11 protein-coding genes are annotated in these 13,189 nt (G+C 64.5%); 3 read left to right on the forward strand and 8 right to left on the reverse strand.

Going from position 1 to position 13,189, the window contains the following annotated elements:
- Positions 1-89 precede the first annotated feature (89 nt).
- The 8 genes from EOC94_RS23465 to EOC94_RS23520 form a co-directional block, all read right to left on the reverse strand.
- Entirely contained in the window at positions 90-1,067 is a 978-nt protein-coding gene (locus tag EOC94_RS23465) for an alpha/beta hydrolase (RefSeq protein ID WP_245465635.1), read from the reverse strand.
- Positions 1,068-1,094: 27 nt separating this feature from the next.
- The gene (locus EOC94_RS23470; RefSeq protein ID WP_127293791.1) at positions 1,095-1,775 is read right to left on the reverse strand and encodes an isochorismatase family protein; all 681 of its coding nucleotides are present in this window, start codon (positions 1,773-1,775) and stop codon (positions 1,095-1,097) included.
- A gap of 268 nt (positions 1,776-2,043) precedes the next feature.
- Complete coding sequence (locus tag EOC94_RS23480) at positions 2,044-3,348, reverse strand: Xaa-Pro peptidase family protein (RefSeq protein WP_127293793.1); 1,305 nt, start codon at positions 3,346-3,348, stop codon at positions 2,044-2,046.
- Positions 3,349-3,640: 292 nt separating this feature from the next.
- Positions 3,641-4,618 (reverse strand): GlxA family transcriptional regulator, encoded by a 978-nt coding sequence (locus tag EOC94_RS23490; protein ID WP_127293795.1) that lies wholly within the window; start codon positions 4,616-4,618, stop codon positions 3,641-3,643.
- A gap of 321 nt (positions 4,619-4,939) precedes the next feature.
- On the reverse strand, positions 4,940-6,121 hold the full coding sequence (locus tag EOC94_RS23500) for a cystathionine gamma-synthase (RefSeq protein ID WP_127293799.1): 1,182 nt from the start codon (positions 6,119-6,121) through the stop codon (positions 4,940-4,942).
- Entirely contained in the window at positions 6,118-7,542 is a 1,425-nt protein-coding gene (locus EOC94_RS23505; protein WP_095484762.1) for a pyridoxal-phosphate dependent enzyme, read from the reverse strand. The genes EOC94_RS23500 and EOC94_RS23505 overlap by 4 nt, the downstream gene beginning before the upstream one ends.
- Before the next feature lie 350 nt (positions 7,543-7,892).
- Entirely contained in the window at positions 7,893-9,242 is a 1,350-nt protein-coding gene (locus EOC94_RS23515) for an FAD/NAD(P)-binding protein (protein ID WP_126104243.1), read from the reverse strand.
- A gap of 61 nt (positions 9,243-9,303) precedes the next feature.
- Positions 9,304-9,756, reverse strand: coding sequence for an Rrf2 family transcriptional regulator (locus EOC94_RS23520; protein ID WP_095484765.1), 453 nt, complete (start codon positions 9,754-9,756; stop codon positions 9,304-9,306).
- A gap of 636 nt (positions 9,757-10,392) precedes the next feature.
- On the opposite strand from EOC94_RS23520, the gene tauA reads away from it, so the two are divergent.
- From tauA to EOC94_RS23535, 3 genes are all read left to right on the forward strand, one after another.
- Complete coding sequence (tauA, locus tag EOC94_RS23525; protein WP_127293801.1) at positions 10,393-11,406, forward strand: taurine ABC transporter substrate-binding protein; 1,014 nt, start codon at positions 10,393-10,395, stop codon at positions 11,404-11,406.
- A 137-nt stretch (positions 11,407-11,543) separates the two neighbouring features.
- Positions 11,544-12,311 (forward strand): taurine ABC transporter ATP-binding protein, encoded by a 768-nt coding sequence (locus tag EOC94_RS23530; protein ID WP_095484767.1) that lies wholly within the window; start codon positions 11,544-11,546, stop codon positions 12,309-12,311.
- A complete protein-coding gene (locus tag EOC94_RS23535; RefSeq protein WP_127293803.1) occupies positions 12,308-13,180 on the forward strand; it encodes an ABC transporter permease subunit in 873 nt (290 codons plus the stop codon). The genes EOC94_RS23530 and EOC94_RS23535 overlap by 4 nt, the downstream gene beginning before the upstream one ends.
- The last annotated feature ends 9 nt before the right edge of the window (positions 13,181-13,189 follow it).

The following is a 13,189-nucleotide window of genomic DNA, read 5'->3' on the forward strand; positions in this document are numbered from 1 at the left end:
AGTGCGGGCTTCAGCGAAGAAATGTTCGCATTTCCGCAGTTGTTGTGCGCTGTTCCGCAGACGGAAGGGTCCCCCTCATCGCGGCTTCCCTACAACCAGCCGCCCTTGCCGAGCGTGGCGATGGCGGCGACGATGCGGGTGAACGCTTCGCCGGCCCGCGGCACGGTTTTGCGGGCGCGCAGGAAGCTATGCACGAGGCGCGGCTCTTCGTGCCACCAGGCACGGCCGCCGGCGGCGAGGATGCGGTCACGATAGGCCTCGCCGTCCGATGACAGCGGATCGCATTGCGCGGTGACGACGACCGTCGGCGGCAGGCCGGAGAAGTCGCTGTCGCGCAGCGGCGCGAAGGTCGGGTCGTCTGGCGACTGTGCCTTGCCGGAGCGGACCTGGCGATAGAATCCGATGTCGCTGAGCGTCAGCAGCGGCGCTTCGGCGTGCTCGACATAGGAGCCGGCGCTCTCATCGCCGCCCAGCTCCGGATAGATCAGCACCTGGCCGATTGCGTGGCGAGGATGATGGCGTGCCGCATGCGCCACCCCAGCGGCAAGATTGCCGCCGGCGCTCTCACCGCACAGCACGATCGGCAGGCCCTCTGTGTCAGCCGCCCATTCGAACACCGCCAGCGCATCGGCGAAGGCGGCCGGATGCAGATGTTCGGGCGCCAGCCGGTAGTCGGCGGACAGCACCGCAAAGCCGGTGCCGGCGCAGATCTCGGCGCAGATATCGTCATGGCTGTCGAGCCCGCCAAGCACGAAGCCGCCGCCGTGATAATAAACGACCATCGCTTGCGGTGCCTTGCCCGCCAGTTGGTAGCGCCGGATCGGGATCGCATGATCGCCGGCGGCAACCGCGCTGTCGCTGGCTTCGACGCCTGCGGGAGTGCCCGCGTGGAACGCCCGGCACATCGCGTCGTAGACCGCCCGCTGCTTGTCGACCGGCAGGTCTATTTCGGGCGGATACCATGCGTTGACCCGGTCGATATAGGCCCACAGCGCCGGGTCGAGCAGTGTCGCGTATTTTCCCCGTTTTGCTGTCTCGGGCTTTTCGGCGTCGCTGACCATTGCCATCCGGTCCCACCAAATCCGCTGGAAGCGTCAGAGCTCGTCGTAGAGCCGGGCCGCGTTTTCGTAGGTGAAGCGCAAAGGCACGGCACCCACGACCTGCCATGCATCGACGGTCTCGCCTGCGATCAGGCGGCAGGCGCCGTCGGTGGTGGTGACGGCGCCGCCATAGAGCCGGTTGGCAAGGTTGAGGATGGCAGTCTGGTGCATCGCCGTGCTGCCGCTGCCGCAGGCATCCTTGACCAGCAGCACCCGAAAGCCTGATGACACCGCATCCCTGACGGTGGCGTCGATGCAGGCCTCGGTCCACACGCCGGCAACGACCAGCCACTCGATGCCTTCGGCCTTGAGCCGGCCGGCTGCAGGGCCTGCACCGAAGGCGCTGGCCTCAGTCTTGACCAGCATCATCTCGCCGGCGACCGGCGCCACTTCCGGACAGATCGCGGTCAGCGGATCGTCCTTGTCGGAGAAAGCCGACCTGCCATTCGCATCGACCGGATGGAACCGCCGCGCCTCCCTGGTGAGATCGACGATATAGGCCGAATGGTAGAGCAGCACATCGTTGGCCCGCGCCGCCGCCTGCAGACGCTGGACATTGGCGAGAATGCCGGCAAAACCCTCGACCAAATAGCGCCTGTCCTGCCGATGCTCCTCCTGGAGGTCGACGAACACCGCGGCCACCGTGCCGCGCTCGATCGAGACCGGGCTCTTCATTCGGATACCTGAACTTCGTCATTCCAGGGCGAAGCAGCCGCGAAGCGGCGTCGCGAAGACCCTGGAATCCATGCCGTTACCTCTAGCGAAGAGTGCAGCGGAACAGAGTTCTGCCCCGTCTCGAAGTCTAGATGTAGCGGCATGGATCCTAGGGTCTGCGCCGCGTCGCTGCGCTCTTTGCTCCGCCCTAGGATGACGAAAGCATGAGCGCTGCGGCTAGTTCCGTACGTTTGCGATACCGCACCGCGGCCAGAGGTGGCTGCTGGGGTCAAACTTGTTTCTCCAGAAAATCGTCCTCATAGGGAAAGCGCGACAGAAGCTCGGTGCCGGTCTCAGTGATCAGTATCTCGTCCTCGAGCTTGACACCCTCGCGTCCGCCTTTCTCGCCGATATAGCTCTCGACGCTGACCACCATGCCGGGCACGACAAAACCGTCGCGGCCATAGGTCTCGTAGTCCATGGCGTGCGCGATGAACGGCGTCTCGCCATGCATGCCGACGCCGTGCATGACAGAGGTATAGCGCTGGTCGACGAAGCGGTCCGGGATCTTCCAGGCCTTTTCGGCAATCTCGCGAAACGCCATGCCGGGTTTCACGATCGAGATGTTGTGCTGAACCTGGTCGTGGGCCATGCGGTAGAGCGATTTCTGATAATCCGTCGGCTTGCCCGGCTCACAGCGGAAGGTGCGCGAGAAGTCCGAATAGTAGCCGTAGCAGCCGATCGTATCGGTATCCAGCGCCAAAAGTTCGCCCGGCCTGATCTTGCGGCCGCTCGCTTCGTTGAACCATGGGTTGGTGCGCTGGCCGGAGGTCAAGAGCCGGGTTTCGATGAACTCGCCGCCCTGGCGGATCACCTCGTGATACATGATGGCGAACAGGTCGTTTTCGGAAACACCGGGCTTGATCGCCTCGCGCACCGCATAGACGGCGGCCTCGGCGCCGGCCATCGACACCTGCAGGCATTTTACTTCTTCGGGCGTCTTGACCGCCCGCACGGCGAGGATTTCGCCTTGGCAATCCCTGACCTCGCAGCCGCGCTTTTCCAGCGCCAGCGCCTGCAGATGGCCGCAGCGGTCGAGGCCGAGCTTCATCGAGCCGCCGCCATGCGCCTTGAGCAGTTCTGCGATCTCGTCGGCGAAGGGACCCGCTGTTTCGTCGTCGCGGCCCGACACCGAGGACCACACCAGCTTGGAAGGACGCGCCTCGTCGATCGTGTCGAGCACCATCGAGACATGGTAGCTCTGCGGATATTCGAACAGCACGATCGGCCCTTCGGTGGGGATGAAGAAGTAGCGGGTCGAGTTGCGCAGGAAATAGCCGAACATGTTGCGCGAGCCGGTGGCGTAGCGCTGGTTGTAGGGATCGAACAGCACCACGCCGCCATAGCCGGCCTCGCGCATCCAGGCGCGCAGTTTCGCCAGCCGCCCCTTGCGCAGCGCGTCGGCGTCGATGAAGGACGGCTCGGTATCGGACAGCCACATGCCGCCGGCCGGATCGGCCGCCGCCGGGTGGCGCATACGGTCCTTGAAGTCGACGTCCTCGGTGCTGTCGGGGTCGAAAACGACAATGCTCATGGGTGCCTCCTGGAAACGGGGAAGATGAGCCATGCCTTGCGCAGAGGCTGTGCGGAATCCCGCAGGTGTTGTGCCGGATGCCGCTTGAAGTCGTCCGTAGCGCTCTACGGCGCCCCCCTCTGTCCTGCCGGACATCTCCCCCTCAAGGGGGGAGATCGGCCGTCATCGCCGCTTTCGCGAATTTCGCCCGTCGCAGGAGGAGCGGAGCATCGAAGCTGCCAATCTCCCCCCTTGAGGGGGAGATGCCCGGCAGGGCAGAGGGGGGCGCTGTCCCGCCAACGTCCGAGAGGACCTAGCGCCTCCGCGCCACCTTCGGCGCGTGCCCATGCTCCTCCCGAAATGCCCGCGCAAAACTCGACATCGAGGCGAAGCCGCAGGCGAGCGCCACGTCGCGCACCATCAGCGTCGAATGCGCCAAGAGATCGGCGGCGCGCTTCAGCCGCAGGCGGCGGTAATAGCCGTTGGGCGAGATGCTGAGCTCGGAGCGGAAATTCCGTTCGAGCTTGTCGGAGGAGACGCCGAGCCTCGCCGCCAGCTCCGCCATGCCGAGCCGCTCCTCCACCGCATCCTCCATGATGGCGATGGCAGACAGCACCAGCTCGTTCTGGACACCGGTGCGCAAGCGCAGCGGCATCAGCTTGCGGTCGACGCTGGAGCGCAACGGGCTGTGCACGAACCATTCGGCGACGCCGGCCGCCAGCTCGGCGCCATAGTCTGATGTGATGATCTCCAGCATCATGTCGAGGCTGCCGACGCCGCCGGCCGAGGTGAAGCGCTTGCGGTCGATGACGTAGAGATCGCGCCTCAGCTCGATATCCGGAAACGCTTCGGTGAAGGCCGCCTGGCTGGTCCAGTGCAAGGTGCACGCATGGCCGTCAAGCAGGCCGGCCCGCGCCAGGAAGAAGGCGGCATCCGCCACCGCGCCGATATGGGCGCCGCCGCGCAGGCTTTTGCGGATCCAGCTCACCGCATCGTCGGCGACGAGATGATCGGCATTTCCGCCCGAGCAGACGACAATGCGATCGACCTTCGGCGCATCACCGGCGAAAAAGCCGGGCTGGATGACGACGCCGTTCGAGGCCTCGACCGGGCCTTCGGCGGCACCGACGATGATCCAGCGGTAGCAATTTTTCTTCGCCAGCACATTGGCGGCGCGCAAAGGCTCGATCACCGAGCTGAACGCCATCATCGGAAAGCCGGGGAAGACCAGGATGGCGAAGGTGAGCGGGGTGTCGCTTGCCGTCGGTTGGTTGCGTTGTCGGTTGTTCATAGCTTCCGGAGCCAGGCAGCAAGGTGGATCAAGAAGCTACAATTCTGCCAGATGGCGCCAAGGTCAACGGAATTGAATGTAAGACACAAGATGCAGAACAAGCGCCGCTCGTTGGCGATCCTTCACGCCCCCTCTGTCCTGCCGGACATCTCCCCCACAAGGGGGGAGATCGGCAGCTTCGCCGTCCCGTCCGTGTTTCAGCGTTGGGGGTTGGCGAAAGCGCAAGATGACGGCCAATCTCCCCCCTCGTGGGGGAGATGCCCGGTAGGGCAGAGGGGGGCACTGTCCCGCCGACGTCTCGCAAGGTTCTTGTTGCTGCCCTCAGCTCGCCAGCGCCTGATCCAAATCCGCAATCAGATCATCGCCATCCTCGATCCCAGCGGACAACCGCACCAGCGAATCGGAAATCCCGATCTCGGCGCGTTTTTGCGCCGGGATGGAGCCGTGCGTCATCAGCGCCGGGTGCTCGATCAGGCTTTCGACGCCGCCGAGGCTTTCGGCCAGCGTGAACAGTTGCGTGTGCTCGAGGAAGCGTTTTGTGCCGGCGAGGTCGCGGTCGAGCTCGACCGTTATCATGCCGCCGAAAGCGTGCATCTGCCGCTTGGCGATGGCGTGCTGCGGATGGCTGGGGAGGCCGGGATAGATGACCCGGCGGATGTCGGGGCGGCTTTCCAGCCAGTGCGCGATCTTCTGGCCGTTCGACGAATGGCGCTCCATCCTCAGCGCCAGCGTCTTGAGACCGCGCAGCGCCAGAAAGCTGTCGAACGGCCCGGATATGGCGCCGATGGCGTTCTGCAGAAACTTCAGCTGGTCGGCGAGATCCTTGTTGTCGCCGACCACGGCGACGCCGCCGACCATGTCGGAATGGCCATTGAGGTATTTGGTCGTTGAGTGGACTGATATGTCGATGCCGAGTTCCAGCGGCCGTTGCAGATAGGGGCTGCAAAAGGTGTTGTCGGCGATCGAGAGCACGCCCCTGCGCTTGGCCAGTGCGGCCACCGCTTCGAGGTCGACGACACGCAGCAGCGGGTTGGTCGGCGTCTCGACCCAGAGCATTTTGGTTTCCGGGCGGATCGCCGCCTCGACCGTCGCAAGATCGGTGAAGTCGACGAAGTCCACCTGCAGGTTTGCCGAGCGTTTGCGCACCCGCTCCAGCAGCCGGAAGGTGCCGCCATAGATGTCGTCGGTGGCGACGACATGCGCGCCGGAATCGAGCAGCTCGAAAATGGTGGCGATAGCCGCCAGCCCCGAAGCGAAGGCGAAGGCGGCTGTGCCACTTTCGAGGTCGGCCACCGCGCGCTCGAAGGCGAAGCGGGTCGGATTCTGGCTGCGCGCATATTCAAAGCCCTTGTGCACGCCCGGGCTCTGCTGGCCATAGGTCGAGGTCGCATAGATCGGCACCATCACCGCGCCGGTCGTCGGGTCGTGGCTCTGGCCGCCATGGATCGTGCGCGTCGAGAAGGCCAGACGGTTCCTGCCCGATACGGTTGCTTTGATGGTCATCGGGCGCGCCTCAGATGGTTGATCAGGTCGATGCGGGTTATCAGCCCGATGAACTCGTCGCCGTCGAAGACGATGGCGACTTCGTTGCGATCGAAGACCGGCAGCAGCGCGTCGAGCGTCTGGCTGGCCTGCAGCGTGTGCAGGGTGGAGGTCATCGCCGTGCGCACAGGGGCTTTGAAGCGGTCCCAGCGGCTGTCATAGGGGCCTTCGACGTGGGCGAGGATATCGCTTTCGTCGACGATACCGACGAGCTTGCCCTCATCCAGCACCGGCAATTGCGAGACATCCGAACGGCGCATGCGGCCATAGGCGTTGAGCAGGCTTTCGTCGGGGCCGACAAACACGGTGTCGCCAGTGCGGTGCGAGCGCATCACCAGATCGCGCAGATCGCCATGCTGCTCCTGCTCGGCAAGGCCCTGCTCGGCCAGCCAGAAATCGTCGAACACTTTCGACAGATATTTGTTGCCGCTGTCGCAGACGAAGGTGACGACGCGCTTCGGCACGGTCTGCTCGCGGCAATAGCGAAGGGCGGTCGAAAGCAGCGTGCCGGACGACGAGCCGGCGAGGATGCCTTCCCTGGAAAGCAGGTCGCGGACCGCCAGCATGCTCTGCTTGTCGGTGATCGAGTAGGCCTTTTTGACCAGCGACAGATCGGCATTGGGCGGGACGAAATCCTCGCCGATGCCTTCCACGGTCCAGCTTCCGGCCTCTGTCATCTTGCCGGTCTTGATCAGCGGCGCCAGCACCGAGCCGACCGGATCGGCGAGAATCATCTCGGTTTTCGGCGAGACCTCAGCGAAATAGCGGCCAAGCCCGGTCAGCGTGCCGCCCGAGCCGACGCCGACGACCACCGCATCGACGTCACCATCGAGCTGTTGAAAGATTTCCGGGCCGGTCGTGGTTTCGTGGGCCAGCGGATTGGCGGGATTGGCGAACTGGTTGGCATAGAAGGCGCCGGGCAGCTCGGCGGCGATCTTTTCGGCCATGTCCTGATAGTATTCCGCGTGACCCTTGCCGACATCGGAACGGGTCATGCGCACTTCGGCGCCGAGCGCGCGCAGATGCTGGATTTTCTCGCGCGACATCTTGTCGGGCACGACGAGGATGATGCGGTAGCCCTTGGGGATGCCGACCTGCGCGAGGCCGAGACCGGTGTTGCCGGCGGTCGCCTCGACGATGGTGCCCCCGCGCTTCAGCTTGCCCTGTTTTTCGGCGGCGGCAATCATCGACAGCGCGATGCGGTCCTTGATCGAGCCGCCGGGATTCTGGCTTTCAAGCTTGATGAACAGCCGGCACTTGCCGATATCGAATTTGGTCAGCTCGACGACCGGCGTCTGCCCGATCAGATCGAGAACCGATGCATAGGGCGGACGCAGGCGGGACAGTTCATCGTCCCGTGCCACGATCTTATGCTTGCTCATATCAGATGCTCCATGGTCAAGCGACCGCCTTGGGCAGGCTGTCAGCCTATCCTCTTTTCCAGCCGTTTGCAGTCTGAAAGAAGATAGATCGTGCCAATCCATTGGCCAGACGAGGAATGGGATTCCACGGCTGGAGGTGTGGGCCGCTCGCAAAAGGCTCCGGGACAGCGCCCCCCTCTGGCCTGCCGGCCATCTCCCCCCTCGAGGGGGGAGATTGGATGTCGCAATCGGTTTCGCCAATCTCAAACGTTGAAAGAATGGCGCGGTCAGCGAAGCTGCCGATCTCCCTCCTTGTGGGGGAGACGTCCGGCAGGACAGAGGGGGGCGCCGTAGAGCGCCGACCCACAGCCCTAACCCAGCAACCGCTTCCCCAGCCGCGCGCATTGGACGCGAATATCTGGAATGGCGTCGATCTCGAAGAAGGTGCCGCGTGTCAGCGGGCCGACCGCCAGTATCTTGGCCGATACAGTGCCGTCGCCGGCGATGACCTCGCAATTGTCTGATACGTCGAGGCCAAGGCGCAGCGGATCCGGCCGGGCCAGCCCGCGGTCGACCAGCGACCGCACCACGCTGTTCGAGGTGGTCGAGATGTCCCTGGCGATCCCGCTGCAATCGTAGATGCGGGCGATTTCGAACGTTTCGAGACGCTGCGTGTGTCGGGACTGGACCTGCACTGTGAATTCGTCGCCCGCCGTGATGTCGACGACGCGCCCGGCGACAAGCCGGATGCGTCCCTTTTGAACCGCCTCGGTGACACGGCCGTAGACTTCCGGCGCCATGCGATGGCGGTGGATGTCCCACCATGCCTTGGTGTGCTCGACAAAGCGGCGCTTGGCCGAGGACGGCCAGTTCTGCCAGATTTTCTGGTTGAAGGGCCTCAGGCCATCGACGACATCGCGCCAGTCGATGCCGGCTTTCTGGTTTTCCCGGATCAGGTCGCGGAACCAGCCGACGAAATAGGAGAGCTGGGTGCCGAGCGGAATATCGGCAACGTCGAGCTTGATCGGGTTGCCCTTGCGGTGCGGCGAAGGCAGCAGGCCGCGCCGTGACACCGCGACGATATCGCCGCGATGGCCGCGCTGTTCGAGCGACAGGAACGCATCGACCATGCTCAAGCCGGTGCCCAGCACCAGGACTCGGGCCTCGGGGTCCAGCGCGGTGTCGGCTTCCGATCCCATCCTGATCGCGTGGCCCTGGCCGGCGCCCGGCTCCTCGTCATGTCCGGTCGCCAGCACGGCAAGGTGGGCGACGACGCTGGTGCCGTTGGCCAGCGCCACCTCGACCCCGGATGCGGTCGGCGAGATCGACAGGCTCTCCTCGCGGATCAGGCGAAGGCGCCCCGTCTCGCGGGCCTCAAGCTCGTCCAGCAGCTCCTTCAGATAGCGGGCATAGACACTGCGCGGCGCGTAGACCGGCGCCTGCTCCGGGGTTGCCAGGCCGCGTTCGAGCAGCCAGCGCCAGAAATTGCCGGGGTCGTCGGCATAGGCGCTCATGCCGGCCGCGCTGACATTCAGCACATGCGCCGACAGCAGCGTGGAATAGGCGATGCCCTGGCCGAAATGCGGGCGCTTTTCGATCAGCGTGACGCGGAGATCGGGATTGGGCGACTTCAACAGATGCGCGGCAAGGACGACGCCGCTGGCGCCGCCACCGACGATAATGATCGAATTTGGGACGATCGAATTTGCGCGACTGGTCATGCGCGCACCAATTGCCTCAGGAGCCAATGGTTCCAGCGTTGCTGGCTCAGGCTTTGTTGGCTCAGGCCTGGATTTCCAACGCAACCGAAAGGTCTTCGTCGCTGGCGATATCGCGCATCTCGGCGAGGCTGCGCTGATCCAGCACCTCGGCGATCGCTTGCCGGACCTCCAGCATCAGATGTCGGACTTGGCATGTTGCCTCGTTACAGTCTTCACAGCGCTGATACCGGGTGCGGCTGGCGCAGGGAATGGGGGCCAGCGGCCCGTCGAGCACGCGCACGACATGGCCGATCTTGATTTCATCCGCCGGCCGCGCCAAGCGATAGCCACCCTCCTTGCCCTTGCGGCTCTGGACGAAACCGGCATTGCGCAATTCGCCGAGGATGGCGTCAAGAAACTTCTTTGGAATGTTGTTTCCGGTGGCGATATCGCCAACGAAGGCGAGCTGTCCAACCGGCAGCCGCGCAAGATGCACGAGCGCCTTGAGGCCGTACTTGCCCTTTTTTGTGAGCATAGACCGAACGTTTCTCTGTCGTGCGATGGCGCAGGGCCACCGGTTGTGAAACGCCTGGCGTGGGTCCCCACCGCGGCCAAGCTTGTATGACACATAATTTCTAGTGACATGATATACAAGCCAGTTGCTGTTGATTTTGCTTGGTTTTCAAGCCGTGGCAGCGAATTTGGGCCAGGCTTGTGACGCCGAGGACACAGAAACACGGCTCGCATGCATCGGAGCATGTGGGCCGATGCCACGAGCGATCGCCGGAGCACGGTGGGTATGGTCGCTCATCTCGTCAACTCCCTAAGTCGATAAGAATACTATAGTTACACGCGAAGACAGGGAATGAGGTTCCAATTTATTGCTTGTTTGAAGTATGGATTTACCGGACCGACGCTGGATCGGGAATTGAAGTTCACCCCGATTACGGCCGGTCGCACCCAGCAGCGTAATGGCTTCGACCAAGCTCCAAGGTTTTAGTGCCACCTGTAGCAACCGGCCCGCCGCAGCCGCTCTATCCGCTCGCCAGTCCGTCGCCGATAGCTTTTTTCCACCAAACCCTTCGCCGTTGGAAGGATTTAACTCTACAAGAACGATAGAATTAGATGACTATGAAAGGCAGTCCGGTTTTCTCTTTTCAAGGAGCCTTTCATGTCCACCATTTCACGACGCATCGTTCTCCTGTCGTCGGCAGCCCTTGCGGGCGCCGCCTTCCTCGGCCCGGCCCAGGCGCAAGACCTCAAGATCACCATCGGCTACCAGACGGTGGTCGAGCCCTCGAAAGTGCCGCAGGCAGACGGCGTCTACGAGAGCACGACCAAGGCGGCCATCGACTGGCGGAAATTCGACTCCGGCGCCGATGTGATCGCCGCCGTCGCTTCCGGTTCGGTCGACATCGGCTATGTGGGGTCGAGCCCGCTGGCTGCCGCGGCCAGCCGCGAGCTTCCGATCCAGACCATTTTCATCGTCGGCCTGATCGGTGAATCCGAGGCCCTTGTCGCCCGCAACGGCGCCGGCATCGAAAAGGTCGCCGACCTCGCCGGCAAGAAAGTGGCCGTGCCTTTCGTCTCGACCACGCATTACAGCCTGCTTGCCGCGCTGAAGCATGAGGGCGTCGATCCGAAGTCGGTCGAAATCCTCAATCTCAGGCCGCCGGAGATCGCGGCGGCCTGGGCGCGCGGCGACATCGACGCGGCCTATGTCTGGGATCCGGCGCTCGGCCAGATCAAGACGTCCGGCAAGGTTGTGGTGGACTCCTCACAGGTCGCCGCCTGGGGCGCGCCGACCTTCGACGCCTGGATCGTGCGCACCGATTTCGCCGAGAAGAATCCGGAAGCGGTGCGCGACTTCGTCAAGGTGACGGGTGCGGCCTATGCCGAGTTCCTGGCCAAGCCGGACGCCTGGTCGGTGTCGTCGCCACAAGCGGCAAAGATCGCCAAGCTCACCGGCGCCAAGCTGGACGACGTGCCGCTGCTGCTCAAGGGCTATGTCTTCCCGACGCTCGGAGAGCAGGCCTCGGACAAGTTCCTCGGCGGCGGCACGGTCAAGGCTGTGGAGGCGACGTCGGCCTTCCTCAAGGAGCAGGGCAAGGTCGACGCCGTGCTGCCCGACTATTCGAAATATGTGTCGTCGAAATATGTCAGCGAGGCGCTTGCCTCGAACTGAGTGCATGAGTCCGGAACCGTTGGTTCCGGAAAAGAACGCGCGCGGTTCTCCTCCCTGACGCCGCGTGCTGCCTGCCCCGGAGCCGCTTTAAGCGCCCGGGGCAGGCGGATTCTCTTCAAAGGGTTCTGCGAGGCCACATGACGCATCTCGTGCTCGATAAAGTCTCGGTTCACTATGACGGCCAGCCGGCCGTCGAGCGCGTGTCGATCGATGTCGCCAAGCACGACTTCGTCGTTCTGGTCGGCCGCTCCGGCTGCGGCAAGACCTCGCTGCTCAATGTTGCCGCCGGCCTGGTCGAGCCGGTGCGCGGCAGCGCCACGATCGGCGGCAGGCCGATCACCGCGCCCGGCTCGGACCGGGCCGTCGTGTTCCAGAACGACGCGCTGTTTCCGTGGCTGACCGCACGGGAGAATGTCGCCTTTGCTCTCAGGCTGCGCGGCGCACTGCCAGCTGAGCGGACACGGCGCGCCGACGAGCTGCTCAGGCTGGTGAAGCTCGACGGCGCCGGCGACAAGCATATCTGGGAGCTTTCCGGCGGCATGCGCCAGCGCGTCGGGCTGGCCCGGGCACTCGCCGCCGAACCGCAATTCCTGCTGCTCGACGAGCCGCTGGGCGCGCTCGACGCGCTGACGCGCGAGCGCATGCAGACGACGCTGCTCGATCTGTGGACCGCAAGCCATGTCGGCGTGCTGATGGTCACGCATGGCATAGAGGAAGCGCTGGTGCTCGCCACCCGCATCGTGGTGCTGGCGCCCGGGCCGGGCCGGGTGGTGCGGACGTTCGAAACCGGCTTCAGCCGGCGCTATGCGGCCGGCGAGCCCATCCGCGCCATCAAGGCCGATCCGGCCTTCGCGGCGTCCCGCGGCGAGCTGACCGACGCGATCTTCGAGGGAGAGGCGGCATGACCGTCTCCTCCTACACGGAACGGCCAATTACCAACGCCGACGCCAAGGCCGACGAGACCGACGCCTTGTCGGTGCCGTGGTCGCGGCAGCGGCCAAAACGGGGCCGGGTTTCGGCGCGCGTGGTCAGCGCTGTCACCATTCTGGCCGTGCTGGCGGCATGGGCGCTGTCGGCTCGCCTGCAACTTGTGTCGCCGGTCTTTCTACCGTCGCCTGCCGCCGTCTGGATCAAATTCATTGCCGTCGTCCGCGACGGTTTTGTGGACGCGACGCTCGTCCAGCATATCGTCGCCAGCCTGGGCCGCGTGTTCGCGGCGCTGGTCGCGGCCATCATCGTCGGCGTCCCCGTTGGGTTGGCCATCGGCACCAGCGTGATAGGTCGGGGCATCTTCGATCCGCTGCTGGAATTCCTGCGGCCGATCCCGCCGCTCGCCTATCTGCCGCTGGTCATCATCTGGTTCGGCATCGGCGAGCCGTCAAAGATCCTGGTGATCGCCATCGCCATGCTGGCGCCGGTCGCGCTGTCGACGGCTTCGGGCGTTCGCGGCGTCTCGCAGGAACGCGTCAACGCGGCCCGTTCGCTTGGCGCGACGCGGGCGCAGGTCATACGGCATGTGATCCTGCCCAGCGCCCTGCCCTCAATCCTGACCGGCCTGCGCATCGCGCTTGGCGCCGGCTGGTCGACCTTGGTCGCCGCCGAGCTGGTGGCGGCAACGCGCGGGCTTGGCTTCATGATCCAGTCGGCCGCCCAGTTCCTCGTCACCGACGTGGTGGTGATGGGCATCCTGGCGATCGCTGCCATCGCCTTCGTGCTCGAATTCATCATCCGCAGGCTCGAGCGCGCGCTCGTTCCATGGGCAGGACGGGAGTGAGCAAAGGAG

Origin of the sequence: Mesorhizobium sp. M6A.T.Ce.TU.016.01.1.1, assembly GCF_003997065.1 — a bacterium.
Taxonomy (GTDB): Bacteria; Pseudomonadota; Alphaproteobacteria; order Rhizobiales; family Rhizobiaceae; genus Mesorhizobium; species Mesorhizobium mediterraneum.

Excerpts from the sequence above, each read along its gene's own strand:
- EOC94_RS23465 (WP_245465635.1), bottom strand. The coding sequence starts at position 1,067 with ATGGCAATGGTCAGCGACGCCGAAAAGCCCGAGACAGCAAAACGGGGA.
- EOC94_RS23470 (WP_127293791.1), bottom strand. The coding sequence starts at position 1,775 with ATGAAGAGCCCGGTCTCGATCGAGCGCGGCACGGTGGCCGCGGTGTTC.
- EOC94_RS23480 (WP_127293793.1), bottom strand. The coding sequence starts at position 3,348 with ATGAGCATTGTCGTTTTCGACCCCGACAGCACCGAGGACGTCGACTTC.
- EOC94_RS23490 (WP_127293795.1), bottom strand. The coding sequence starts at position 4,618 with ATGAACAACCGACAACGCAACCAACCGACGGCAAGCGACACCCCGCTC.
- EOC94_RS23500 (WP_127293799.1), bottom strand. The coding sequence starts at position 6,121 with ATGACCATCAAAGCAACCGTATCGGGCAGGAACCGTCTGGCCTTCTCG.
- EOC94_RS23505 (WP_095484762.1), bottom strand. The coding sequence starts at position 7,542 with ATGAGCAAGCATAAGATCGTGGCACGGGACGATGAACTGTCCCGCCTG.
- EOC94_RS23515 (WP_126104243.1), bottom strand. The coding sequence starts at position 9,242 with ATGACCAGTCGCGCAAATTCGATCGTCCCAAATTCGATCATTATCGTC.
- EOC94_RS23520 (WP_095484765.1), bottom strand. The coding sequence starts at position 9,756 with ATGCTCACAAAAAAGGGCAAGTACGGCCTCAAGGCGCTCGTGCATCTT.
- tauA (WP_127293801.1), top strand. The coding sequence starts at position 10,393 with ATGTCCACCATTTCACGACGCATCGTTCTCCTGTCGTCGGCAGCCCTT.
- EOC94_RS23530 (WP_095484767.1), top strand. The coding sequence starts at position 11,544 with ATGACGCATCTCGTGCTCGATAAAGTCTCGGTTCACTATGACGGCCAG.
- EOC94_RS23535 (WP_127293803.1), top strand. The coding sequence starts at position 12,308 with ATGACCGTCTCCTCCTACACGGAACGGCCAATTACCAACGCCGACGCC.